Below are 25,732 nucleotides of genomic sequence, written 5' to 3'. Positions count from 1 at the left end.
TAAAGGAGATATTTTTATTATGAGAAAATTAATGATTCTCGTTAGCCTGATTGTTGCTACAGTGATATTAGTAGCATGTGGTGACAGTGAGTCTTCCTCCTCTAACTCTAAGGACACCAAAAAAACAGAGAATGTAAAAACGAAAGGTAAATTAAAAGAAGAAGATTATGAAAAATTATATAGTGACCCTAAAAAATATAAAGGTTACGAATTAGAGATTACCGGCAAAGTATTTGCTGAACCTGAACAGGATGAAAAAGGTACATACATTCAGATTTGGGCTGATCCAGAAAATGCTGAAAAAAACACATTAATAGCTATAAATGATCCGAAATTTAAAATTAAAACAGATGATTATGTAAAAGTAGAGGGAGTAATCAAAGATGAATTTGAAGGAGAAAATGCTTTCGGAGGAACTATAACGGCACCAATCGTCTTAGCTAAAAATATTGAAGTTGTTGATTATTTAACTGCAGTTTCTCCTACATTAAAGGAAGTCGAAATGGATAAAGAAATCAATCAGTATGGAATTAAGGTCACTTTAAAAAAAATTGAAATCGCTGAGAATCAAACGAGAGTTTATATAAAAATTAAAAACGATACAAAAGAAAAAGCTTCATTCTATCCTGGATCGGCAAAATTAATTGTGGGGAACAAACAACTTGAGGAAGAGTATATTGATTCTGAAACTACTGGGCTTCAAGAAATTCAAAACGAGATATTACCTAGTATAGAAACTGAAGGTGTAATTGTTTATCCTGCAATTAATTTAGGCGAAAAACAAATTAAATTAAACGCTGAAGTGTCTTCAGAGAATTATGATTTGGAATTTAAATCATATATTTTTGATGTATCGATAGATTGAATAGCGCTTAAAAATAAAAAAAGAAGCTAGGATGAATGTTTTTGCATTCTTGTCCTAGCTTTGTTTATTTTAAGAGCGCTCAAGCACCGTCGCGAGCATCCGGTGCACGACTTCGTGGTCGCGGATATCATGCAGCTGATAATCCTTGCCGGGTAATGTGTAAACGTCGGTTGAGCCGACGTAGGAAATGGCAAGTTCGAGTGTGCCGTCTTCCTGGCAGGTTGTTCGCAATTCCAGTTCGCCGCTGATGACGCCGACTTCATTCGTCATCACGCCGTGTGTGGCGGTGAAAGTAGAGGTTTTCGTTTCCATCGAATCGACTCCTTCTTAGTAGGTACACGTGTTCAGCATCGTTTGCAGTGCTGTTTTTTCAGAGGATTGGAGACTTAAGCCCCAACGGCTTTTCGTGTTGATCCACATCTTCGAGTATGCACAGCTGGCGCCGGCACGAGTTGGTTTCCATGTCGATGGATCCTGGTCACCCTTTGAACGGTTCGAGCTTGCAGAGACGGCAATCAATTGCGGACCGTTGAGGTCGTTTGCGAATGCCTGACGTGTCGTTGTCGTCCAGCTGCTTGCACCCGAACGCCATGCTTCCGCGAGCGGCACGACATGATCGATGTCGAGATCGGACGGGTTCGTGAATGTCAGTCCATCATAATAACTGTACCATGAGCCGGACGTGACTGGACAACTGCCGACGTAAGAATCCGCATCGCGTTTCAAGACGACTTGACGGGTGTCACAGCCGCTTCCCTGGCTGCTCCAATGCGGGAAGAGATCACGGGAGTAACCGGTCATTGTACTTTCGGTCTTGACTGTCAGTGAGTTGAGCTCAGATTGAGCCGTCGCTTTTGACGGGATGCCGGACGGGAGTGCGGAAACGGGTGAGAGGTCGAACTGAAACGCAGTGAGAAACAAAACAAACGATACGGCGAGTAGCTTGATTTTCTGGAACATGAACTGCCTCCTCTTATGTAAGTGTGATGAGAGAATCCTCTCACCTAACTCAGTATGCCACCGAACATTTTGGATAGGGTTAAAATAATGTAAACATTACAAAAGTTGAATACTTTTTACCGAAAATATTTTTTTGGAATTAAGCCTAAAGTAATAGAGAAATAAATTACCTAAAAAATTAAAATCAATATCGGATAAAAACAAAGTGAATGATTTAAAATTACAGAGACTTTTAACATAAAAAAATTCAACTCTTGTATAGTAAAGGGGTACCTCTGTTCGATTTGGACAGGAGGCACTCCTTTTTTAGGAGCCACGAGGAATTCAAACGCCAAGGAGCTGAAACGTTACCATGAACAAACAAGACATCAGTGATATCCGTCGCCATTTTAAGGTCGACTCGGAACTACTTAAAATCAACGAAATTTATAATGTATATATCCGCAAGGAAACGAGTGAAATCTTCTATGAAGAAAGCCGGCCGTTCGCTTTTCTTGAACTCGAGCAGCAGGAGTTGTTCCTTGCGAACTTCAAGAAAGTCCTAACCGGGAAACTCGACATCAAGCTGTTTGAAGTCAAGTTCCAACAGCCGGAAGAAGGCGCGACCGGACATACGCAACAACTGTTGTATGAAGGGCTATACACGGAAGAGACGGAAGACTGGACGGAGCAGATGCAACAGATTGCGCTGAAGATGGTCCAGGACGTGCAGTACGAAAACGATATCGTCGTCACGTTCATCCGGGGACAGTATTACAAGACGACGAAACGGCAGGCAGACGAGACAGAAGTGGATAAGAACGATGAAGTCTACACGACACCGTTTATTCTCAGCAGTCTCAATCAAACGGAACTGCCGAAACAGTCGCTTGTCTTCGACTACGTCGATCTCGAGTTCAAGTCGAACCTGCTAATCAATCCGGTCATCAAACTGGCGTCACCAATTGGTGGCTTTTTATTCCCGTGCTTCACGGATAATGCGGCGGACGTCAACCGTGTCCTGTATACGGCAAGCAAACCGAATAAACCGGACCTGCTGTTCATCGAAAATGTCCTGAACGGTGATCAGATCGTGACGGCGGAAGAAGACAAAGCGGTATTTGAAGAGATCGTCAAACTGGTCATCGGCGAATCAGTCGATTCAAAAACGCTCGCGGGTGTCTATGAGGAAGTCAATCACTTGCTCGTCGTAGAAGACGAAAAGGAAGACGAGCCGGAAGATATTCCGATGCTGGACGTCAAAGAAGTCGAACGGGTCTTAAAAGCGAGCGGCATCGAAGACGTCAGTACGGAACAGGTCGAACGTGCCTTTAAGACGGTCATCGATGATACGGCGTACGAAATGAAGGCGAGTAACATCGTCCCGAACTATGAAGCGAAATCGATTAAAATCAATACGAAAGTTGCAAATATCTCCGTCAGTGCTCAAGACTTGAAGTACATTAAGCAGGTCAATTACAACGGCAAACAATGTCTGTTGATCGAAGTCGAGGAAGACACGGTCATCGACGGATTCACGCTCGTTTCAGAAGAAAATATCTTAAGCTAATTTAAAAAAGCCACTCGTTTCACGTCATTCCGACAAGGAAAACACGTGAAAGACAAGTGGCTTTTTTTGAATCATCCAGAATGATTGATTAATCGGATAAAGATGCGTATGATTGGTTTTGTAAGCGGTATCTTTTAAGAAAAAGAGATATCGAACATTTTTTTAGTTATTTACGAAAGCGGTTTCGATACTTATTTTTACAAATGAATGACCTCTTATAAGCACGCTAGTAATTCGATAAAAGGAGGAAGAAACATGGGACAGGAGTATCAGCAATTGGTCGACCGGTTAGCGCAAAAAAAGACCGGTGAACAGCAGAATGGTGTCGACGTCGTCATCAAACCCGTACCGGACCGGACAGAAAGCGGCGTCCTCGATCCGCGCGTCTTGGAAGTCATGACGCAGCAACAACAGGACAGTTCACCGGCCGGTCCTTTTTCACTCGAAGCAGCGCGGGCCGGGATGGGGTGGGTCAACACCGACCTGACGATGACAGACATCACGACGGAAGACATCGTGATTCCAAGTGCGGAACAACCGATTCCGGCACGAATCTATCGTCCCCGGTCGACGGAACTGTTACCGGTAGTGGTCTACTTCCACGGCGGCGGCTTTTTCGGCGGAACGCTTGAACCGGTCGAACATCCTTGCCGGTTATTGGCGGAGCGGGCAAACGTTGTCGTGATTTCAATCGATTACCGGCTTGCACCGGAACATCCATTTCCGGCCGGACTGAACGACTGTTTTACAGCTGTTACATGGGTCCATGAACAGGCGGAAGAACTCGGAATCAATCGCGCGCAGCTAGCTGTTGCCGGCGACAGCGCCGGCGGGAACTTAGCGACGGTCTGTGCCCTGCTTGACCGCGAACAACAGACAGAGATGATCCAGTACCAGGTCCTGCTCTATCCGGTCATCAATCTCGCGGCTCTGCCGACGGATGATTTTACTTGGCGGCTCGATGCCTACGAGATGAACGAAAACCGGAAGCTGCTTGAAGGAATCGTCACAGCCCTTGAAGACACGGATGGACTGTTGAACCGGTTGTACCTGCAAGGGACGACGGACGTCCAGGATCCGCATGTCTCCCCACTGTTCAGCGATAAGCTGGCCGGACTGCCTGAAGCATTGATCATCACGGCAGAATACGATTATCTCCGTCTTGAAGGAGAGGCATACGGACGAAAACTCGCACGGGCCGGCGTCAAGACAAAACGGATTCAGTACAACGGGATGGACCATGCCTTTATCGAAAAGCTCGGACAGTATCCGCAAGCGGAAGATTGCATCACAGAAATCGCAAATGGTCTGAAGAAACGGTTTGCGACTACACAACCAACAGGAGGATGAATCGATGACGACATATACATTAGATTGGAACGCCTATACGGCACTGGCGAGGCAGACGGTCGCAGAAGGGGCGGTCCTGCTGAAGAATGACAAGCAGACGTTACCGCTGTCAGCGGGAACAACAGTTTCGGTGTTCGGACGCAATCAGTTCAACTATTATAAAAGCGGAACGGGCTCGGGCGGGATGGTTAACGTCACACACGTGACAAGTCCGCTCGAAGCGTTGCAAGACCATCCGGATGTGAAGGTAAACCAGTCGTTGCTCGACGTCTATGAAGCTTGGCTAAAAGATCATCCGTTTGATAAAGGCGAAGGCTGGGCGGCGGAACCGTGGTCGCAGGAAGAAATGCCGGTCACGGACGAAGTCGTCACAGACGCAGCGTCGCAATCGGACGTCGCCATCATCATGATCGGTCGGACGGCCGGTGAAGACCGCGATAATACAGCGGATCCCGGCAGTTATCTGCTGACGGACGTCGAGTTGACACTGATCGAAAAAGTCGCGGGAGCATTCCCGAAGACTGTCGTCTTATTAAACGTCGGCAATGTCATCGACATGCAGTGGGCGCTTGATTTCAATCCGAGTGCGATCCTGTACGGATGGCAAGGCGGGATGGAAGGCGGAAACGCGTTGGTCGATCTCTTGACGGGAGCCGTTACCCCATCCGGAAAACTGCCGGATACGATTGTCCGTTCCCTCGATGCGTACCCGTCAACACCGTACTTCGGCCATGAGGACCGGGCGATCTATAAGGAAGACATCTACGTCGGGTACCGTTACTTCGAGACGTTTGCGAAGGATGACGTCCTGTATCCGTTCGGGTTTGGTTTATCCTATACGACGTTTGATGTCACGACGGAAACGGTCGATATGACGGAGCAACAGGTCACATTGACCGTCACCGTCACGAATACAGGGACACGCAGCGGGAAAGAAGTCGTGCAGGTGTATCTCGAGAAACCACAGGGACAACTCGGCAATCCGGCACGCGGACTCGTGACGTTCGCGAAGACACAACAGCTGGAACCTGGTCAACAGGAGACGGTAACGTTGACGGTACCGCTGACGGAATACGCAAGTTACGATGATGCCAGTGTGACGGGGCATAAATCGTCTTACGTCATTGAAGCAGGAGCGTATCACCTGTACGTCGGCACGGACGTCCGGACAGCGACGCACGTGGCGACACAAACGATCGACACGTTACGTGTCACCGAGACATTAAGCGAAAACATGGCTCCGGTCACGGCGTTTGATCGCCTGAAGCCGCACAAGACGGAAACCGGTTATGACGTCACGTATGAAGCGACACCACTGCGGACAATCGATCCGGAAGCCCGTCGTCTCGCCGAACGACCGGCAGCACGCATGTATTCGGAAAATCGAGGTCTGACACTGAAGGATGTCTACGAAGGTAAGACGTCGCTAGACGTGTTCCTCGATCAGTTGACGGATGAGGATCTGGCAGCGATCGTCCGCGGCGAGGGGATGAACTCACCGCGCGTCACACCGGGAACAGCGGCTGCTTTTGGCGGCGTGACCGACCGGCTGACGGCGTTCGGGATTCCGGCGGCCTGCTGTGCTGACGGTCCGTCCGGAATCCGGATGGATATCGGAACGAAAGCCTTCTCACTGCCGAACGGGACACTTGTCGCCTCGACGTTCAACGTCGATTTAGTTGCGGATTTGTTTGAAATGACAGGGCTTGAACTTCGGAAAAATGGTATCGACACGTTGCTCGGACCGGGGATGAACATCCATCGTCATCCGCTCAACGGCCGGAACTTCGAGTACTTTTCGGAAGACCCACATTTGACGGGAATGATGGCTGTCGCCCAGCTCGACGGGATGCACCGGGGCGGCGTGACGGGAACGCTGAAGCATTTAAGTGCCAACAACCAGGAATTCCATCGCCATGATCTCGATTCGATCGTCTCGGAACGGGCCTTGCGGGAGATTTATCTAAAAGGATTTGAACATGCCGTCAAACAGGGACAGGCCTATGCGATCATGACGACATACGGTGCTGTCAATGGTCTGTGGACGGCTGGATTGTACGATCAGAATACACGGATTCTCCGTGACGAGTGGGGCTTTGACGGTGTCGTCATGACCGACTGGTGGGCGAAGATCAATACGGAAGAAACGGAAGCCAACCGGCAACAGACAGCGACGATGGTCCGTTCTCAAAATGACCTTTACATGGTCGTTGGAGAACCGGGGGCGAATCCGTTTGAGGATGATACACTGTCATCGCTTGCGGACGGGACGTTGACACGGGCAGAATTGTTGCGGAGTGCGGCGAACATCTGTCAGTTCATCCTGCGGTCACCGGTCATGGAGCGCACACTTGGTCAGGAAGCGACAGTCGACGTCACCGGATTACCGGAAGAGGCAGATGATTTGAACGAACAGGCCGTGACGCATCAGCAACTTCAAAGCGGTGTCCCGATCGTGTTTGATGAACTCGACACGTCGACTGGAAGCAGCCATGTCTTCGCCGTGACGGCGGAAGAAACCGGCATGTACCACGTCACGTTTGAAGCCCGGTCGTATGCCGGGGAACTGGCACAGATGCCGGTGACGTTGTTTGCGAACAACATGCCGGTCGCGACGTTTACGTTTAACGGGACAAACGGCGAATGGGTGACGCAGACGAAAGACGTCTTCGTCTTTAATCCGCACAACTACTTCAAGCTGTACTTTGCACTTGGCGGGCTTGAGCTCAAAAACATCACCTTTACGTTAACGGAATCGTTCCATATGAAAAACGGGTAAACTTAAACACCAGGCAGTCAGTTGCTGCCTGGTGTTTAACGCGTTTTAAAGGAGGACCCGATGCAATTCTCAAAAATGAAAAAGCAGATCTTATCGTTCGTCGCGCCGTCACTTCGACCGCGTCTCGATTTATATGCCACAGTCGACCGGCACTTTCATGACGGCGAAGCCCGAGTCTGGATGACACTGGACGGGGAAGAAATTTTCCGCGCGGAGGATTTGCGGTTTACGTTCGAAGCGGACTGTCGTTATGAGCTGACGAAGGCTCAATTGCCGGAAAAACCGGAGCGAATTACACTGGAGATTTTTCAAACGGATTGGTTCAACACATCGCGCGCATTATATGAGCAGATTGAACGTGATTTGGAGCAAGAAGGGTGGCATGCCAATTACGACGTGCAAAAGGATTTGCTGTTGTATCCGACGCTCGCGATTGAAGAAGCGTTAACGCATCCCCATGCCTTCATCCGCGGTTTCGCGTTGCTCGACCGGCGCGTCGGGAAACGGCGCTTGGAACGAGTAACATGCGATACACCGTTTGAATTGACCTGTTTGAAGATTCGATTGGAAGCGGAAGTGAACTAACGCCAAAAAAAGAGCAAGGCGCGATGCCTTGCTCTTTTACATGTTCAATTCAAATCCTTAAATCGAAAACGAATTAACAGCGTGAATGCCTTCTTGTTCGACGAATTCGTCAAGCAATGCCCGGACGTCATCCGTTGAGTTCGTGTCCATCAAACGGGCGCGCAGTTCGCTCGCCCCGCGGAAACCGCGGACATAAATCTTGAAGAACCGGCGGAGCGGTTTGAAGAGACGCGGCTCGAATTCAGCTGAATACTGATCGTGTAGGTCGAGTTGCAAACGTAACAAATCAAGTAATTCTTCGCTTGAATGGTCTTTCTTTTCGACTTCGAACGCAAACGGGTTATGGAAAATCCCGCGTCCGATCATGACGCCGTCGACACCGTACTGTTCGACGAGTTCAAGACCATGTTGACGGTCGTTGATGTCTCCGTTGATCGTCAAGAGCGTTTGCGGTGCTACTTCATCGCGGAGTTTCTTGATTTCCGGAATCAGTTCGAAGTGGGCCGGGACTGCACTCATTTCTTTACGCGTCCGCAGGTGAATCGACAGGTTGGCGATGTCCTGCTCAAGGATATGACGTAACCAGTCGTGCCACTCCTCGACTTTCGAATAGCCGAGTCGTGTCTTGACGCTGACCGGCAGACCGCCGGCTTTTGCTGCTTGAATCAGTTCAGCGGCGACATCGGGACGGTTGATCAGTCCTGATCCCTTTCCGTTGACGGCGACGTTCTGGACCGGACAACCCATGTTGATATCGATTCCTTTAAAGCCCATTTCCGCCATTCCGATACTCATCTCACGGAAATATTCCGGCTTGTCGCCCCAGATGTGGGCGACCATCGGCTGCTCATCTTCCGTGAACTCAAGGCGTCCGCGGACACTCTGTTTCCCTTTTGGGTGACAGTAACTTTCTGTATTCGTAAATTCAGTGAAGAAGACATCCGGTCGCGCTGCTTTCGCGACGACGTGACGGAAAACGACGTCCGTGACATCTTCCATTGGGGCAAGTACAAAAAATGGTCGTGGCAGGTCCTGCCAAAAGTTGTTTTTCATCGTATATAAAACCCTTTCCTTAAGGTAATTCGTTTTGCTCAATTAAAATTTCATCAACTATACACTTTAAGCGTAATAAGGAAAAAGTGCAAGCGGATGGTTCAGGAAAGAGGCTGTTGCGGATAATGAATCAACGAGGTGGCCGGTGTGACTTGTCCGTTTGATTGTTTGTAGATGATGTGGTCTGCCGACAGCTCGGTCGGCGACTTCAGACCGGCAGCGGCAGTCAGATTATATAACCCTTCCCGGAGCGAGATGATGTAGTTCGTCACGCGGAAACTTTTTTCATCGACGATCAACGCTTGCTGGAGTTTCGGATCGGTCGTCGCGACTCCGACCGGACAGTGGTTTGTATGGCAGACTTGCGCCTGGATACAACCGACGTTAAACATCAAGCCGCGGGCGATGTTGACGAAATCGGCGCCGAGCCCTAAAGCGACGGCAATCTTATCGGCACTGATCAGTTTGCCGGAAGCAAACAGTTTGATCCGGTCACGGATGCTGTGAGCAACCAGTAACTGATGCAGATACGGCAGCGCCGATTTGAGCGGTAAACCGGCTGCATCCGCAAGTTCCTGGAACGAGGCACCGGTGCCGCCTTCGCCGCCATCAATCGTGATGAAATCCGGGTGTTTACCGGACGTTGCCATATAAGTGACGAGGTCGTGCAGATCGTTGAGATTCCCGACGACGAGTTTGATGCCGACCGGCTTTCCACCGGTTTCCCGTAATAGTTCAACAAAAGCAAGCATCTCTTCCGGCGTCTGAAATTCGTTGAAACGGTTCGGGCTGTCGATACTGACACCGGCTTTGACGTTCCGGACGGAGGCGATTTCCGCCGTGACCTTCTCGCCTTCAAGGTGACCGCCCCGTGTTTTCGCACCTTGGGCCAGTTTCAATTCAAAAGCTTTGATTTGTGTCAGCTCACTTTTCTTTTTGAATTCCTCTAGCGAAAAAGCACCGTCTTCCGTCCGGACACCAAACAGTCCCGGGCCAATCTGAAAGATGATGTCGACGTCACCCTTCAAATGATAGTCGGACAGTCCGCCTTCTCCGGTGTTCATCCAGGTTCCTTCCGCCCGGCCGAGACCGATCGACAATGCCGTAATCGCCCGGTCACCGAGCGCACCGAAACTCATCGCCGACTGACCGATCAGTCCGAACACTTGAAACGGCTGACGGCATGTATGTTCCCCAATGATCGGAGCGTCAGCGGCGGGAAGTAAAAACGGTGCAATCTGCTTTTCGACCAAATGTTCTTTGCGGGTCAGGAGATTATCCTGATCGAGCTGATAGAGGTGAGTCGTAATTTTATGCTGGTTATCGATCCTCAGTTCCTGACGGTTCGTCGGAAAAAGCGCATTTTGCAGATAAAAGCCGGCTGCTTCAAAATCACGTTCGGAACCAAATCCCATCGTTCGCGTATTATATTTACCGGCCAGCACAGCTGTTTTGTAATCGTTCCGGGAAAACGGTTTGTCTTCATTATTATTTAAGAACAAATACTGGCGAAGTTCAGGACCGACTTTTTCAAGGATGTAACGGATTTTTCCGAGCACCGGAAAGTTTCTTAAGATGGAATGCTCTTGTTGTCTGTGATCGATATTCCACAGATAGAGCCCGAGCACCAATGGAACGAAGATGATGAGTGAAATCAATGTCAGGATGATTGTTAAAATGACGGTATCAGTCGACATGGGAGTGCCTCCTTTAGGAGCGGGAGCGGCGGGACGATGAAGAGGGAAAACCAAATACGTGAGTCGAATAAGATAAAACAAGACCGTTCTATCCCGATACCACTTGCCAAAAGAATACAAACCTAACGAATCAGATGAAGGAAAGGATGATTTCTTATGCATACACTGTACATGAAACAGAAAGTATTCAGTTTACGGGGACGTTTTTCGATTCAAGATCAACAGGAACAGGACGTTTATCTTGTCGAAGGCAGCTTTATGAAGCTGCCGAAGACTTTTTCCATCTCGACGGTTGAGGGGGAGGAAGTCGCCGTCATCACGAAAAAAATGCTCAGCCTGTTGCCGAAGTTCTTTATCGAAGTCGACGGGGAGACACTGACGATCGAGAAATCATTTACGTTCTTTAAAGACCGTTATACGATTGATACGGCGGATCTTGAAATCGACGGAGACTGGTGGGACATGGACTTTGAAATCAAACGTCACGGCGAAGTCGTCGGAAGCGTCGAGAAAAAATGGTTCACGTTTGGTGACAGTTATGAAATTCAAGTCTTTGATCCGGACATCGAGAAGATTTTGATTGCGCTTGTCGTCGCCATTGACTGTGTCAAAGAAGATGAAGAATCCAGTTCGTGATAAGAAAGCACTCGGGAGAGGAAACGGATATGAAACAGCTTTTGATGAAACAGTCGTTTGAATGGAACCGCCGATTTACAGTTGCGGATGAAACCGGACAAATCGTGTATGAAGTAAGAGGACAATTATTCCAGATGCAGAAAAATTGGCAACTCGTGCACGAAGGGTCCGAAGTCGGCCGGGTGACGAAACAGACGTTCAGTATGTTACCCCACGTCCTGATTGAACTGGACGGGCGCGTCGTTGCGACGATTCAAAAAACCGGATTTGTGATGTTTTCGAATTACCGGATCGACAGCCGGGAGTTGCACGTCGACATCAACTGGGCGACGATGACATTCAGCGTCATGTATCAGGGGAATAAAATCGGGCAAGGCAAAAGACGCTGGGTCCGTTTCGGTAAACAATACGAATTGACACTGCTTGACGAGACGGCAGAACAACTGTTTTTGAGTGTCGTCCTAGGTCTTGACCGGGCGAAAGCCGATAAGACGGTTTCGACGCTGTTTTCAGATGACTGGACAAGGGGGAAGAAATAAATGGAACGATGGGATATTTATACGGCAGACCGCGTAAAAACAGGCCGGACCTGGCCGCGGGGGACAGAATTAAAAGACGGCGATTACCATCTCACTGTACATGTCTGCCTGTTTAATAAGCAGGGACAGATGTTGATTCAGCAACGTCAGCCGTTCAAAGAGGGCTGGCCGAACATGTGGGACCTCAGTGTCGGGGGAAGCGCGACGGCGGGTGACACGAGTCAAACGGCAGCTGAGCGTGAATTGTTCGAGGAACTCGGACTATCGCTGTCATTCGAAGGACGGCGGCCACAGTTGACGGTGCCATTTGAAGTCGGATTTGACGACTATTACTTAATTGAAACGGAAGTCGATTTGACGACCTTGACGTTACAGGAAGAAGAAGTCCAAACCGTTAAATGGGCGACGGAAGACGAAATCATTACCGGGATCCGGGAAGGCGTCTTCATCTCCTATCATGAACCGTTGATCCGGTTGCTGTTCATCCTGCGCCATCAATACGGTGCTCACCAAAAATAAACAATCCCCAGGTCGCCGGCGACACTGGGGATTGTTTGCAATCAGGCTGTTTTTTTCGAAGCCGGCACCGATTGTTTCGGTTTGGTTTCCGGTAAAAAGAGACTAAAGATGAGGTACGTCGAACAGCTGAGGAAAAAGACGACCATCGAAGCCGTATAACCCATCTGACCAAGCGTGTAACTCCAAATAATCGTAAAGATGGTTTGGGTCGCATACGCAATCGCCCAGAACAGGCCAAACAAGACGGTAATCTTTTGTGGTGTCATGCCTTTCATCTCGTGGGCCAGGTTCATGAAAATTGGATACTGAATGTACATCGCAAACCCGGAGACGAAAGCAAAGATATACGAGACGAGCGGTGAGATATTGCCAAATGCAACCGTGACGATGAAGCTGCCAATCATCACGAAGCCGCTGATCAGAAGAATCGGTTTTCGTGGTGTCCCGCGGCTGCCGATTTTCAGACCGACAAAGGTCCCGATAATGCCGGCGCCGGAGACCAGCAGATTGACGAGCGATCCGTTTAACTCGGTATACGTGTCAAACACCGGTTTGAGTCCGACGAGCGACAGAATATACAGTGTCAGGAAGCCGCCGAACGCGATCGCATACTTCCATAAGAAGCTGTCTTTAATGGCGTCCCGGTAACCATAGGCGGTAACGACTTCGTTTTGATCGCTTGCCGTATTCAAGTCAAATTCTTCACTGAAAATCAACCAGGCGAGGAACAGAACTGCTGTCAAAGCAGCAAAAATCGTTAACGTCAGTTGCCAGTTGTTCGTGAATTGTGTTGCGAAAAACGTAAACAGCAACGAGACGATAAACGCACCGACATTATACGAGACGGTATTGAGCGCATTGATCCGGAGTTTTTCCGTCGGGTTACTGATGTAGCGGGTGACGACCGGATTCATGTAGACGATGACCATCGAGCCGCCGAGCCCCATGACCATCCGGGCTGCCGTGTACGCCCAGTAGTTCGGCAGATAAATGGCGACGATCGCCATCATCAGGAAGAACAGTGCCAGCATCGGTGCCTTCTTGGGTCCGAGCTTCATCAGAATCAATGCCGCCAAGATGTTCGCGAAGACGCGGGCGGTCGTGATTGAGTAGTTGACGAGTTGTGAAATCAACGGGTCAACGGTCCGGTCTCCGAAAAAATGAGCCGTGATTTGCGGGGTTAATGAGGAACCGGCGACCCAGTTCATGGCGAACGTCGCATAGGCGAACCAGAGAACAGCCATCATTAAATACCCTTTTCGTGCGTGACTTGCTTGTGTAGACATAATGTACCCCTTCTTTTCTTAAGCCGATTCGCTGTAAGACAGGAATTCGAACTACTTCACTTTGTTATCAATTGGTTAAATGTAGTCGAGTTCGAAGGGGAAGTAAAATAGATAATTCTTATGTTTTCCATAAGTTAAAAGAATAGATGAAAAGTTATCATATGCATTTGGTGAATACTTGAAAAAATGACGTTTTTCCTTCAGTCTGTTTGCGTATTGAAAGGCAAGCGTTCGCAAGTCAGACCGTCAGAATTTTTGACGAGACGATAGATATCCGGGTTACGCAACTGTTCCCAGTCCGGATAGCCGAAATTTGAATCGATGGATTTTAACAATAGAGCCATCGCGTTTCCGTGCGTCACCAATACGGTGTGACGGGCAGGATGAAGAAATGCCTCATGGAGGACGGATGAGGTCCGTTTCATTGCTTCACGACTGGATTCACCACCGGGAAATCGGAGATTGAGATCGGAAAATGTCGCTTTTAAGTCAGACCGCCAGTCATTTAACGAAGAAGTACTGAGTATACGTTCCTGCAACTGATTCTCCAATTCGATTGGACAATCATACATAGTGGAAAGCGGAAAAACAGTGTCATATGCGCGTCGAAATGGACTCGATATAATCCGGTCGACCGGGATGGACTTAAAAAAGTCAGCGAGTAATAGCGCTTGTTTTTGACCTTGTGGCGTCAACGGAGCATCGGCTGCTTGTCCGGTCGCTTCACAATGACGGATAAGATAATAGGTCTGCAATGTAAGTACCTCCTCGAGATGTAACCATATGAAAGAGTTCTGGTAATAGAATGGAAAATCCTCTTTCAAGTTATGAAAGAAGAAATGAAAGAATTTGATAAAACGGTTGACAAACGATCCTAAGATTACTAGTATTAGAAACAATTCAGGTGATTATGTCACCTCAGCAACCGAATAAAAAGAGAAAGCTATGATTGTCATGGGTCACACTATGGCAGGAGCAGCTTCTGGAGAGACCGTGTAAACGGCGCCGAAGGGTTCACAATCTCAGGCAAAAGGACAGAAGAGTACTAAATCTTTATTTTTTGTGTTGGCTTTGCCGACCGGAAAATGATTATTTGCTATTCTGATGATTTTTTTGAGATTGGACACCCGTCCAGTCTCTTTTTTTGTTGGACTGACAGAACAGTCTGACCGGGGGAAACAGAGAGATCATCAAAGGAGGAGTTCAGGTTTGGAACAGCAAGGATTAAAGCGGGATTTATCGAATCGTCATGTCCAATTGATTGCGATTGGTGGAACGATTGGAACGGGGTTGTTTTTAGGATCGGGGAAAGCGATTCAGCTGGCCGGTCCATCGATCGTATTTGCTTATCTGCTTGTCGGGATTGCGATTTTCTTCGTCATGCGGGCACTCGGAGAGTTACTGTTGTCAAAAGCCGGTTATCAGTCACTGACGGATATCGCGGAAGATTATCTCGGACCGCGCGCCGCGTTCGTAACCGGCTGGACGTATTGGTTCTGCTGGATCATGACGGCGATGGCCGACGTGATTGCCGTCGGTGTTTACGTTAAATACTGGTTTGATATCCCGCAATGGATTCCGGCCGTTATCGCTCTGTTGATTCTGCTCGGCTTTAACCTTCTGACGGTCAAACTGTTCGGGGAACTCGAGTTTTGGTTCGCCTTGATCAAAGTCGTCACGATTTTGGCCTTGATCGGCGTCGGAATCGTCCTGCTCGTCATCGGCTTTAATACGGATGCGGGACCTGTCACGGTCAAGAACTTGTGGCAGCATGGCGGGATGTTCCCGAACGGTGTCACCGGATTCCTGTTGTCGTTCCAAATGGTCGTCTTCGCCTATGTCGGTGTTGAACTGGTCGGTGTCTCGGCCGCTGAAACGGCTGATCCGAAAAAGAACATTCCGTCTGCAATCAATAAGATTCCGTTACGGATCCTCTTCTTCTACGTCGGTGCCTTGCTTGTCCTCTTGATGATCAATCCGTGGACCGGGCTGAATGCAACGGAAAGCCCGTTCGTCAAAACGTTTAGTCTGATCGGGATTCCGGTCGCGGCCGGAATCATCAACTTCGTGGTCCTGACATCCGCCGCATCCGCTTGTAACAGCGGAATGTTCTCGACGAGCCGGATTCTTTATAATCTCGGGAATCAAAAACAGGCACCGGCATCGTTTTCGAAGCTCAATAAAAATCACGTGCCGGCGAATGCGCTGTTCGTTTCGACATTGGTCGTCTCTGGTGGAGCCTTGTTGAGTAAATTACTTCCGGGACAAGCGTTCAGTATCGTGACGACGATCAGTGCGATCTGTTTCATCTGGGTGTGGGGCGTCATTCTCGTCTGTCACTTGAAATACAAGAAGACACAGCCGGAATTGCATGCCGCATCGACGTTCAAAGCGCCGTGGACACCGTTCGTCAACTACCTCGTGCTCGGTCTGTTCACGCTGATTTTAATCGTCATGCTCGTAGCGGACGAAACGCGTCCTGCGCTTCTCCTGACACCGGTCTGGTTCATCGGATTGTTTGTCCTGTATCAGCTGCGGACGAAAAAACATCAAAAAGCAGAACGTCACAGTGCGTGATGCATCAAGTAAATAAACAGAGACCCGATTCCCTGCTAAGTAAGGCAGGGAGCCGGGTCTTTCTTGATGTTGATGAAAAGCTCAGCGATGGAACTGTCCGTCCGCCAATTGCTTTTTCAAGGCGGTCGCCTTTTTACGAATCGCCTGCTGATCGCTTTTATCCCGTTTTGCCCACTGCCGGTACATCATCGACATCCGTTGGTTGCCGGAGAACCGTTCTTCGTGCCGGGCGATGAAGTCCCAGTATAAGGCGTTGAACGGACAGGCATTGTCACCAAGCGCGTCCTTCTGGTTAAAGGGACAGTTCCCGCAGTAATCGCTCATCTTATGGATATAGTTCGCCGAGGCAATATACGGTTTCGTCGATAGCAGACCGCCGTCGGCATGCAAAGCCATCCCGAGCACGTTCGGCAGGACGACCCAGTCATAGGCATCGATATACATTTCGTTAAACCAGTCCGCCGTCTGTTGCGGGGAAATCTCAAACAGATTGGCAAAGTTCCCGAGCACCATCAGTCGCTGAATGTGATGATTGTGCGCCGTTTCAATGACAGGTCGGAGCGACTCCGCGACACACGTCATCTTTGTTTCGCCGTCCCAGAAGAAGTCCGGCAAATCGCGGTTGTGTTTCAGGACATTGACCTGTTCGTACCCAGGCATCTCACTTAAATACACAGCCCGCATGTATTCGCGCCATCCGAGAATCTGCCGGATGAATCCTTCGACGGCATTAAGCGGTGCCTCCTGCTCTTCCAGTGCGGCCGCTGCCGCTTTGATGACTTCGTCCGGTGACAGTAAGCCGATATTGATCGACGAAGAGAGCAGCGAGTGGGATAACGTATCTTCTCCCGTCAGCATCGCATCCTGATAGGTCCCGAACGTCTCAAGCCGTTCCTCGATGAACCGGGCGAGTGCGCGCTGCGCTTCCGCTCGGGTGACCGGCCAGTGGAACGTCTTAATCTCCCCCGGGTGATTGGCAAACGACGTGTCGACCTTTTTCATGACATCACGTGTAATCTGATCCGGACGGAACCGGATCGGTGCTTTAAAATCCACGCCGTCCTTCGCCGGTTTCCGGTTATCCGCATCAAACGACCACTTTCCGCCGACCGGCTTATTCCCGTTCATCAACAAATTGCGTTCTTTGCGAAGCTGCCTGTAAAAGCGGTCCATCTTCCATGGTTTGTCCCCAAGCAGTGCGATGGCTTCGTTCTGCGTCAATAAAAAGAGCGGAACATCCGAACAGACATCGACGGTGATGGATTTCGGGAGAGCGTCCTGAAATTTTTTCATGACACGGCGCATCGGTTCGTCTGTAATGGCTGTGTAGATGAGGTGTGTCGGTTTGTACTGCTTTTGGTGTTGCTTCCACGCTTCATCAAACGAATCGGCTTCCCGGTAATCGACCGTAAATCCTTTGTCCCGGAGTTCGTCTGCGAAATGACGCATCGCTGAAAAAATCAGCACCAGTTTTTGTTTATGATATGCCTTCCAGGTTGAGCGGGATGTCGCTTCCACCATCAGGATGATATCTTCTTCTGGGTCGGCTTCTGTTAGAAGCGGTAAGCTTTGACTGAGTTGATTACCGAAAATCCAGCGTGTCGCCATAAATGGTTCCCCCCTTTTTCCTCTATAAGAGTATATAGCCGCTTTTTCTGAAAGTATGTCTCAGGATGTGCATGATCGCTGCAAGGGAAGTGTATTTATTTTTAGCTGGAGGCACCGGATATTTTAATTTATGAATGACCTGTGATAGGGTTATACTGGAAAGGTAAGTTGTCGTCATACGAGCGCTTTCAACTGGTATGACAGGTCCATAATATCAAACGGGGATAGGAAGGATATCATGAGCAGTATGCCTAAACAAACAGATGTTATTTTAATTGGTGCCGGAGTCATGAGCGCAACACTAGGGGTCTTATTAAAAGAGCTTGCGCCAGACATGAACATTAAAGTATTCGAGAAGTTAGCGAGTGCTGGGGAAGAAAGTTCAAATGAATGGAACAACGCGGGGACAGGTCACGCAGCACTTTGCGAACTGAACTATACGACGGAAAATGCCGACGGAACGATCGACATCAGCAAGGCCGTCAAGGTCAACGAGCAGTTTCAGTTGTCGCGCCAGTTCTGGTCGCACCTCGTCAAAGAACAAGTTTTGCCGAATCCGAAAGAATTCATCATGCCGATTCCACATATGAGTATGGTCGAAGGAGCGGAAAACGTCACGTTCCTGAAAAAACGATTGGAAGCGCTCTCAGCTAATCCGTTGTTTAAAGGAATGGAATTTTCGGAAGATCCGGAGCAACTGAAACAATGGATTCCGTTAATCATGGAAGGCCGGACATCACCGGAGCCGATCGCAGCAACAAAAATCGATTCGGGTACAGACGTCAATTTCGGTGCGTTGACACGGATTTTGTTTGATCACTTAAAACAACTCGATGTCGAAATCAACTACGGTCACGGGGTCGAAGACTTGAAACGGGTCGACGGCGGTTGGGAAGTCAAAGTCAAAAACGAACGCGACAACCGGATTGAACACCATACAGCGAAGTTCGTCTTTATCGGCGGTGGTGGCGGCAGTCTGCCGTTACTTCAAAAAACAGGGATTCCGGAGTCGAAACAGATTGGCGGATTCCCGGTTAGCGGCTTGTTCCTCGTCTGTAAAAATCCGGAAATCGCCGAGCGTCATCATGCGAAAGTCTACGGGAAAGCGAAAGTCGGCGCACCACCGATGTCTGTCCCGCACTTGGATACACGTTACATCGACGGTCAAAAATCACTCTTATTCGGACCGTTCGCCGGCTTCTCGCCGAAGTTCCTCAAGACCGGATCAAATCTTGATTTGATCACATCGGTCAAACCAAATAACGTCTTGACGATGCTGGCGGCTGGCGCAAAAGAGATGGGATTGACGAAGTATTTGATCGAACAGGTCTTACTGTCGACGGAGCAACGGATGAACGAACTGCGTGAGTTCATTCCGAACGCGAAGACGGAAGACTGGGATGTCGTCGTTGCCGGTCAACGGGTTCAGGTCATCAAAGATACACCACAAGGCAAGGGGACACTTCAGTTCGGAACGGAAGTCGTCAGTGCGGCAGACGGTTCGGTCGCAGCCTTGCTCGGCGCATCACCAGGCGCTTCAACAGCCGTACCGGTCATGCTGGAAGTGCTGGCCAAGTGTTTCCCGGATCAACTGCCTGGCTGGGAAGCAAAAATCAAAGAAATGATTCCGTCGTATGGGACGTCACTCGTCGCGAATCCGGAACTCTTTGATCAAATCCATGCCGAAACAACAAAAACACTTGAATTAACGGAAGCACAGCCGATTCGTTAAGAATATTCATCGGCAATAAAAAACCCCGTCCTCTTCAAGAGGACGGGGTTGCTTGTTGTGCATCAGCCGCGTTGACGGAAGAAACGTGTTTTCTTTAGGGCAATCCCGACTGGAATCGCAACAAGAATTCCGACGACGTTTTGGATGAGGTTACCCGGAATTGAACCAACTGGAGCTGTCCAACTGCTAAAAGCAATTCCTTCATGGACAAAGTACACAGCGAGCATTACAGGAACCGATAAAATCATCCCGAGTAGATTAAATTTGACGTTGTTTCCGTTTCGTCCGCCCGACCATGCGATCCAACCGACGATTAAACCTTGAAGACCACGTGCGATAAACGTTCCGGGGAACCAAATCATGAAGCCGGTCAAGATATCGTAGAGTCCCATTCCAACTGCGCCAGCAATCATTGCTGTCCGGGGTCCGAAGAGAATCGCAATCAGGAATAACATTGCTGTTCCGAGATGGACAAATCCGCCGTTTGGAGCAATCGGTAACTGGATTTTAACTAGCAGAGTTGTGATCAAAACAAGTGCAATCGACATTGAAGTGATGACGAGTTGCCGGGTACGAGTGCTTGAATACGGTGCTGCTTTTTGCATGTGTCAGACCTTCTTTATGATAGATTTTGAATACTCTCAATCTATCAGATAGCTGGACTAGCTGAAAGTGTCAATTTTGAACAATTTATAGGGGTCAGCTTGAATCTGAATCTTTACTAATTAAAGTATCGACTTAAAAGAGGATTTCCCGTGACTTCTACGGGAGAAAGCCGGGTCTCGCCTGCCCGAGAAAAGCACAGGAAGAATCATCTTTTATAACGCACGTCTCATCTTCAACTCAAAAAAAACGCCTTGCCGAAGCAAGACGTTTCCATGATCAGTTACGAATCATATAATCGAAAGCACCGAGTGCTGCTGTAGCACCTGATCCCATCGAGATGATGATTTGTTTGTAAGCACTATCCGTACAGTCGCCGGCTGCGAAGACACCCGGGATGTTCGTTGCGCCATGACGGTCAACAAGGATTTCACCGAACTTGTTGCGTTCGATCGTTTCGCCGAGCCAGTCTGTGTTTGGCACAAGACCAATCTGGACGAAAACACCTTCGAGCTCGACATGGTGCTCAGCACCTGTTTCGCGTTCGACATACGTGATGCCGTTCACTTTATCCGTACCCGTGATTTCCTTTGTCTGGGCGTTGGCCACGACCGTGACGTTTGGAAGACTCGCGAGACGGTCTTGTAAGACCGCATCCGCTTTCAGTTCCGGTGCAAATTCAAGCACCGTTACATGTTTGACGAGACCGGCCAAATCGATTGCGGCTTCAACACCGGAATTCCCGCCGCCGATCACCGCAACGCGTTTTCCTTCGAAGAGTGGACCGTCACAGTGAGGACAGTACGCAACCCCTTTGTTCTTGAATTCAAGTTCGCCCGGCACACCGATGTTGCGCCAGCGTGCTCCTGTTGAGAGAATCAGACTCTTCGTTTTCAAGATCGCACCGTTTTCGAGCTCCAGTTCAACAAGGTCTTTTTTCTCAAGACGTGTTGCCCGTTGGAGGTTCATGACATCGATGCCGTACTCTTTGACGTGTTCTTCAAGACTCGCCACGAGTTTCGGACCTTCCGTATACTTCATGCTGATGAAGTTCTCGATGCTCATCGTATCCATGACCTGACCGCCGAAGCGTTCCGCGACGATTCCCGTCCGGATGCCTTTACGTGCCGCATAAATCGCAGCACTGGCACCGGCAGGACCACCACCGACGACAAGCACATCATACGGGTCTTTATCGGAAAAATCAGAAGCGTCGACACCTGTGCCGAGTTTCGCCAAAATTTCTTCGAGCGACATCCGACCGTTTCCGAACGCTTCGCCGTTGACGAAGACTGTCGGGACAGCCATGATTTCTTTTGCTTCGACTTCCTGTTTAAAGGCACCGCCATCAATCATCGTGTGGCTGATGTTCGGGTTCAGAACACTCATGACGTTTAGGGCTTGAACGACATCCGGACAGTTGTGACAGCTGAGACTGATGTACGATTCGAAATGATACGTTTCTTTGATACCTTTGATCTGGTCGATCAGTGCGGCGTCGATTTTCGGCGCGCGACCGCTGACTTGGAGTAACGCCAAGACGAGGGACGTGAACTCGTGACCGAGCGGAATCCCGGCAAATGTAATCCCGCTCTCTTCCCCGACACGGTTGACGCTGAAGCTTGGTGTCCGCGGCAAGGCCGCCTGTTCGATGCTGATGCGTGGTGACATGCTCGCGATTTCTTCGACGAGCTCGCTCATCTCAAGAGAAACGGAGTCTGTCCCGGCGCTGACCGCGAGGACAAGATCTCCTTCCAATAAATCGAGGTATTGAGCGAGTTGTGCTTTAATATCTGCTGCTAAAGCCATCTCAAATCCGCTCCTTAAATTTTTCCGACGAGGTCAAGGCTCGGTGTAAGTGTTGCAGAACCTTCTTCCCATTTAGCTGGGCAAACTTCGCCTGGATTGTTGCGTACGTATTGTGCTGCTTTGATTTTGTTGACGAGTGTGCTTGCGTCACGGCCGATTCCGCCAGCGTTGATTTCAACTGTTTGGATGACACCGTCTGGATCGATGATGAACGTCCCGCGGTCTGCAAGTCCGTCTTGCTCGTTTAAGACTTCGAAGTTACGTGAGATGACGTGTGACGGGTCACCAATCATGACGTACTCGATTTTACCGATTGTTTCTGAAGTTTCGTGCCATGCTTTATGTGTAAAGTGCGTATCTGTTGAAACCGAGTAAACTTCAACGTCAAGCGCTTTGAGTGTTGCGTATTGGTTTTGAAGATCTTCGAGCTCAGTCGGGCAAACGAATGTAAAGTCTGCTGGGTAGAAACAAACGACACTCCATTTTCCACGAAGGTTGGCATCTGTAAGATCGACGAACTCTCCGTTGTGGAATGCTGATGCACTGAATGGTTTTACTTCACTTCCGATTAAAGACATGATAAAAATCCTCCTGTTGGGTTCTATTTAAGAATCTGTTCTAGTAGAAAGAAAAAACTGTATCTATCACACTAGAATAATTCTAATCTAATACTAATTTCATATAACCGCTCTGTTTTGTCAAGGTATAACCTGCAATTTCCTATTCTGATAAACAAAGTGTGAACAAAAAAAGAACTCCTATTTCCCTAAATGAAACAGGAAATAGGAGCTGTATAAGTTATTGCCATTCCGTATGGAACGTTCCTTCGCGATCGGTCCGGGCATACGTATGGGCGCCGAAATAATCACGTTGGGCTTGCAGGATGTTAGCGTTGGAATTAGCCGTCCGGTAGCTGTCGTAATACGTCAGCGACGTGCTGAGACACGGAGCAGCGAGTCCGGATAATGAACTTTCAGCGACTACCTGACGCAGTGCTGTTTGATAATCTTGCACCTTGTCCGCGAAGTACGGCGCGAGCATCAGGTTCGCAAGCGACTCGTCCTTTGCAAAGGCATCACTGATGACATTGAGGAAATCAGCACGGATGATGCAGCCGCCGCGGAAAATCAATGCGATTTCTTCGAGACGCAGGTTCCAGTCATACAGCTCGGATGACGTCCGGTACTGTGTGAAACCCTGCGCGTAAGCAGCGATTTTCCCCATGTAAAGGGCTTGGCGGATCCGTTCGATCCAAACGTCTTTGTCGAGCGTCTCGCGGGCTTCCGGTCCACCGAGGACGGTAGCTGCTGCGACACGTTCTTCTTTGACGGCTGAGAGATAGCGGGCGAAAAGGGCTTCCGTGATGATCGAAGAAGCGATCCCGTTATCAATCGATTGCATGCTTGTCCATTTTCCTGTCCCTTTTTGACCGGCTTGGTCCAAGATGACATCGATCAACGGAAGACCGGTTTCATCATCCTTTTTGCGGAGAATATCGGCTGTGATCTCGATCAGGTAACTTTTCAGCTCGCCTTCATTCCAAGACGCGAAGACATCCGCGATTTCTTCAACGTCGAGTCCAAGACGGACCCGGAGGAAGCTGTACGCTTCCGCAATCAGCTGCATGTCGGCGTATTCGATCCCGTTATGGACCATCTTGACGAAATGGCCGGCCCCTTTTGGTCCGATGTAGACGCAACACGGATCACCGTTCACTTGTGCCGCAATCTTCGTCAAAATCGGCGCGACTTGTTCGTATGATTCTTTTGTACCACCCGGCATGATGGCAGGGCCGGTCCGCGCACCGACTTCACCGCCGGAGACGCCGACACCGATATATTCGATGCTGTGCTGCTGCAATTGAGCAAAACGGCGTTCCGTATCATGGAAGTGGGAATTCCCGCCATCCATGATGATGTCGCCTGCTTCAAGATGCGGAATCAGGGACTCGATGACCGAATCAATCGCACTTCCTGCCGTAACCATGACGAAAATTTTTCGTGGACGGGCAAGGGATTGGACAAAATCTGCGACCTCGTAATAAGGATGTAGCGACAATCCTTCGTTATGTGCCATTAAGTCATCCGTTAAATCACGGGTGTAGTTATAGACAGCGACGTCTTCCTGATGACTTGCCATGTTGAGGGCGATGTTGCGCCCCATGACGCCCAGTCCGATGACTCCGATTGAATGTAGCATAGTATACCGACTCCTTTTTTAGACGACGAGACTGAGCAGGAGGACGAATCCAAGTCCGAAGACGGAAATGATTGTCTCAAGCAAGGTCCACGTCGCGAAAGTTTCTTTCATCGTTAATCCAAAATATTCTTTAAACATCCAGAACCCGGCGTCGTTGACGTGTGAAGCGATCAAACTGCCGGCTCCCGTTGCGAGGACGACAAGTGCGAGATTGACATCCGATTGACCAAGCAACGGAATGACGAGCCCGGCTGTCGTCAGTGAAGCGACGGTTGCCGAACCAAGTGAAATCCGTAAGATGGCGGCGATGATCCATGCGAGTAAAATTGGTGATAATGTCGTATCTTCAAACATCTGAGCGACGAACTTACCAACACCGCCGTCAATCAGGACCTGCTTAAAGGCACCGCCGCCGCCGATGATCAGTAGCATCATTCCGATTTGTGTGATGGCCGTCGTACAAGAATCCATGACGGTTTTAATTGGAATCTGACGCGCCAGTCCCATCGTGTAGATAGCGAAAAGCAAGGAAATCAGCATCGCCGTCGATGCGTTTCCGATGAATTGAACGGCAGATAAAACACTGTTACTTTCCCAACCAAGCGTTTTTTGCAATAACGTTAAAATCGTTGCGATCGACATCAGGAGGACAGGCAGCATCGCTGTGAAGACACTGATACCGAATCCTGGTGTCTCGTCTAAATTAAATTCTTTTTGTTCCCCGAGTGAAGCGATGTTGCCGGTTTTCTTGAATGAATCCGGAACGATCCGTTTCGCAATTTTTGTAAAGATGGGTCCTGCAATGATGACGGTCGGTACGGCTACAATAAAGCCGTATAAGAGAACTTGACCAAGGTCAGCTCCGTATTCCCCGGCAATAACGGTCGGTCCCGGGTGAGGCGGCAGGAAACCGTGAGTGACCGATAACGCAGCGACCATCGGAATCCCGAGATAAAGGATCGAGACGCGCAACTGACGTGAAATGGCGAAGACGATTGGAATCAACAACACCAAGCCGACTTCAAAGAATAACGCAATCCCGATGATGAATGAGGCGACAACGACAGCCCATTGGATGTTCTTTTCCCCAAACTTCGCGACAAGCGTCATCGCAATCCGTTGCGCACCACCTGCGTCGGCAATCAATTTTCCGAGCATGGCACCAAGTCCGAAGATCAAGGCGAGGTGACCAAGCGTTCCGCCGAGACCGGCTTCAATCGTCGTGACGATTTGATCAAGCGGCATTCCAAGTAGTAAAGCGACGACGAACGAGACGATGATTAAAGAAACGAACGTGTTTAATTTTAACCCCATAATTAAAACGAGTAACAGAATAATCCCGATAGCAACAATGACTAATGGCATGTGACTTCCCCCAAAAACTTA

General features: G+C 49.2%; 22 protein-coding genes and 1 riboswitch. Of the genes, 10 read left to right on the top strand and 12 right to left on the bottom strand.

Translation table 11 applies throughout. The annotated features are described in order from the left end of the window. Positions 1-19 precede the first annotated feature (19 nt). Positions 20-865: a DUF4352 domain-containing protein gene (locus DVG79_RS10955; RefSeq protein ID WP_114596759.1), complete on the top strand. Its 846-nt coding sequence runs from the start codon at positions 20-22 to the stop codon at positions 863-865. 69 nt (positions 866-934) lie between these two features. Here the strand turns inward: DVG79_RS10955 and DVG79_RS10950 are convergent, their stop codons facing one another. Both DVG79_RS10950 and DVG79_RS10945 read right to left on the bottom strand, forming a co-directional pair. Further along, the gene (locus tag DVG79_RS10950; protein ID WP_114596758.1) at positions 935-1,177 is read right to left on the bottom strand and encodes a hypothetical protein; all 243 of its coding nucleotides are present in this window, start codon (positions 1,175-1,177) and stop codon (positions 935-937) included. A 15-nt stretch (positions 1,178-1,192) separates the two neighbouring features. Continuing rightward, positions 1,193-1,825: an HNH endonuclease family protein gene (locus DVG79_RS10945; RefSeq protein WP_114596757.1), complete on the bottom strand. Its 633-nt coding sequence runs from the start codon at positions 1,823-1,825 to the stop codon at positions 1,193-1,195. Positions 1,826-2,177: 352 nt separating this feature from the next. Between DVG79_RS10945 and DVG79_RS10940 the strand changes: the two genes are divergently transcribed. The 4 genes from DVG79_RS10940 to DVG79_RS10925 all read left to right on the top strand — a co-directional run bounded on the left by DVG79_RS10940 (position 2,178) and on the right by DVG79_RS10925 (position 8,088). After that, entirely contained in the window at positions 2,178-3,374 is a 1,197-nt protein-coding gene (locus tag DVG79_RS10940) for a DUF4317 domain-containing protein (RefSeq protein WP_114596756.1), read from the top strand. Between the two features lie 255 nt (positions 3,375-3,629). Next, positions 3,630-4,724 (top strand): alpha/beta hydrolase, encoded by a 1,095-nt coding sequence (locus tag DVG79_RS10935; RefSeq protein ID WP_114596755.1) that lies wholly within the window; start codon positions 3,630-3,632, stop codon positions 4,722-4,724. Positions 4,725-4,728: 4 nt separating this feature from the next. Continuing rightward, positions 4,729-7,503, top strand: coding sequence for a glycoside hydrolase family 3 protein (locus tag DVG79_RS10930; RefSeq protein ID WP_114596754.1), 2,775 nt, complete (start codon positions 4,729-4,731; stop codon positions 7,501-7,503). A gap of 60 nt (positions 7,504-7,563) precedes the next feature. Further along, positions 7,564-8,088, top strand: coding sequence for an SF0329 family protein (locus DVG79_RS10925; RefSeq protein ID WP_114596753.1), 525 nt, complete (start codon positions 7,564-7,566; stop codon positions 8,086-8,088). 57 nt (positions 8,089-8,145) lie between these two features. Here the strand turns inward: DVG79_RS10925 and DVG79_RS10920 are convergent, their stop codons facing one another. Both DVG79_RS10920 and DVG79_RS10915 read right to left on the bottom strand, forming a co-directional pair. Then, positions 8,146-9,141 (bottom strand): tRNA dihydrouridine synthase, encoded by a 996-nt coding sequence (locus DVG79_RS10920; protein WP_026827057.1) that lies wholly within the window; start codon positions 9,139-9,141, stop codon positions 8,146-8,148. A gap of 101 nt (positions 9,142-9,242) precedes the next feature. Further along, a complete protein-coding gene (locus tag DVG79_RS10915) occupies positions 9,243-10,838 on the bottom strand; it encodes an FMN-binding glutamate synthase family protein (protein ID WP_114596752.1) in 1,596 nt (531 codons plus the stop codon). Between the two features lie 156 nt (positions 10,839-10,994). Between DVG79_RS10915 and DVG79_RS10910 the strand changes: the two genes are divergently transcribed. The 3 genes from DVG79_RS10910 to DVG79_RS10900 are packed head-to-tail and all read left to right on the top strand — an operon-like array spanning position 10,995 to position 12,532. Continuing rightward, positions 10,995-11,474, top strand: a complete 480-nt coding sequence (locus DVG79_RS10910) for an LURP-one-related/scramblase family protein (RefSeq protein ID WP_114596751.1) — start codon at positions 10,995-10,997, stop codon at positions 11,472-11,474. Between the two features lie 29 nt (positions 11,475-11,503). Continuing rightward, a complete protein-coding gene (locus tag DVG79_RS10905) occupies positions 11,504-12,013 on the top strand; it encodes an LURP-one-related/scramblase family protein (protein ID WP_114596750.1) in 510 nt (169 codons plus the stop codon). Next, on the top strand, positions 12,014-12,532 hold the full coding sequence (locus tag DVG79_RS10900; protein WP_114596749.1) for an NUDIX hydrolase: 519 nt from the start codon (positions 12,014-12,016) through the stop codon (positions 12,530-12,532). A 41-nt stretch (positions 12,533-12,573) separates the two neighbouring features. Here the strand turns inward: DVG79_RS10900 and DVG79_RS10895 are convergent, their stop codons facing one another. Then, positions 12,574-13,818 (bottom strand): MFS transporter, encoded by a 1,245-nt coding sequence (locus DVG79_RS10895; RefSeq protein WP_114596748.1) that lies wholly within the window; start codon positions 13,816-13,818, stop codon positions 12,574-12,576. A 200-nt stretch (positions 13,819-14,018) separates the two neighbouring features. After that, positions 14,019-14,573, bottom strand: a complete 555-nt coding sequence (locus DVG79_RS10890; RefSeq protein WP_114596747.1) for a histidine phosphatase family protein — start codon at positions 14,571-14,573, stop codon at positions 14,019-14,021. Positions 14,574-14,790: 217 nt separating this feature from the next. Next, a riboswitch (glycine riboswitch) is annotated at positions 14,791-14,866 on the top strand. Between the two features lie 161 nt (positions 14,867-15,027). Between DVG79_RS10890 and DVG79_RS10885 the strand changes: the two genes are divergently transcribed. Further along, complete coding sequence (locus tag DVG79_RS10885) at positions 15,028-16,395, top strand: amino acid permease (RefSeq protein ID WP_026827064.1); 1,368 nt, start codon at positions 15,028-15,030, stop codon at positions 16,393-16,395. 81 nt (positions 16,396-16,476) lie between these two features. Here the strand turns inward: DVG79_RS10885 and DVG79_RS10880 are convergent, their stop codons facing one another. After that, positions 16,477-18,003, bottom strand: a complete 1,527-nt coding sequence (locus DVG79_RS10880; RefSeq protein ID WP_114596746.1) for a cryptochrome/photolyase family protein — start codon at positions 18,001-18,003, stop codon at positions 16,477-16,479. A gap of 238 nt (positions 18,004-18,241) precedes the next feature. On the opposite strand from DVG79_RS10880, the gene DVG79_RS10875 reads away from it, so the two are divergent. Further along, complete coding sequence (locus DVG79_RS10875; protein ID WP_114596745.1) at positions 18,242-19,735, top strand: malate:quinone oxidoreductase; 1,494 nt, start codon at positions 18,242-18,244, stop codon at positions 19,733-19,735. Positions 19,736-19,797: 62 nt separating this feature from the next. On the opposite strand, the gene DVG79_RS10870 is transcribed toward DVG79_RS10875, so the two are convergent. The 5 genes from DVG79_RS10870 to DVG79_RS10850 all read right to left on the bottom strand — a co-directional run bounded on the left by DVG79_RS10870 (position 19,798) and on the right by DVG79_RS10850 (position 25,711). Then, the gene (locus DVG79_RS10870; RefSeq protein WP_114596744.1) at positions 19,798-20,340 is read right to left on the bottom strand and encodes an ECF transporter S component; all 543 of its coding nucleotides are present in this window, start codon (positions 20,338-20,340) and stop codon (positions 19,798-19,800) included. Positions 20,341-20,617: 277 nt separating this feature from the next. Next, positions 20,618-22,147, bottom strand: coding sequence for an alkyl hydroperoxide reductase subunit F (gene ahpF / locus DVG79_RS10865; RefSeq protein ID WP_114596743.1), 1,530 nt, complete (start codon positions 22,145-22,147; stop codon positions 20,618-20,620). A gap of 14 nt (positions 22,148-22,161) precedes the next feature. Then, positions 22,162-22,725: an alkyl hydroperoxide reductase subunit C gene (gene ahpC / locus DVG79_RS10860; protein WP_012371860.1), complete on the bottom strand. Its 564-nt coding sequence runs from the start codon at positions 22,723-22,725 to the stop codon at positions 22,162-22,164. 220 nt (positions 22,726-22,945) lie between these two features. Beyond that, complete coding sequence (gnd, locus tag DVG79_RS10855) at positions 22,946-24,346, bottom strand: decarboxylating NADP(+)-dependent phosphogluconate dehydrogenase (protein ID WP_114596742.1); 1,401 nt, start codon at positions 24,344-24,346, stop codon at positions 22,946-22,948. An 18-nt stretch (positions 24,347-24,364) separates the two neighbouring features. Continuing rightward, positions 24,365-25,711 carry a GntP family permease gene (locus tag DVG79_RS10850; RefSeq protein WP_012371858.1) on the bottom strand — a complete coding sequence of 449 codons (1,347 nt, stop codon included), beginning with the start codon at positions 25,709-25,711 and terminating at the stop codon, positions 24,365-24,367. Positions 25,712-25,732 lie beyond the last annotated feature (21 nt).

Source organism: Exiguobacterium sp. RIT594 (assembly GCF_003339585.1).
Taxonomy (GTDB): domain Bacteria; phylum Bacillota; class Bacilli; order Exiguobacteriales; family Exiguobacteriaceae; genus Exiguobacterium_A.
This window is presented reverse-complemented; position numbering and strand designations above follow the sequence as displayed.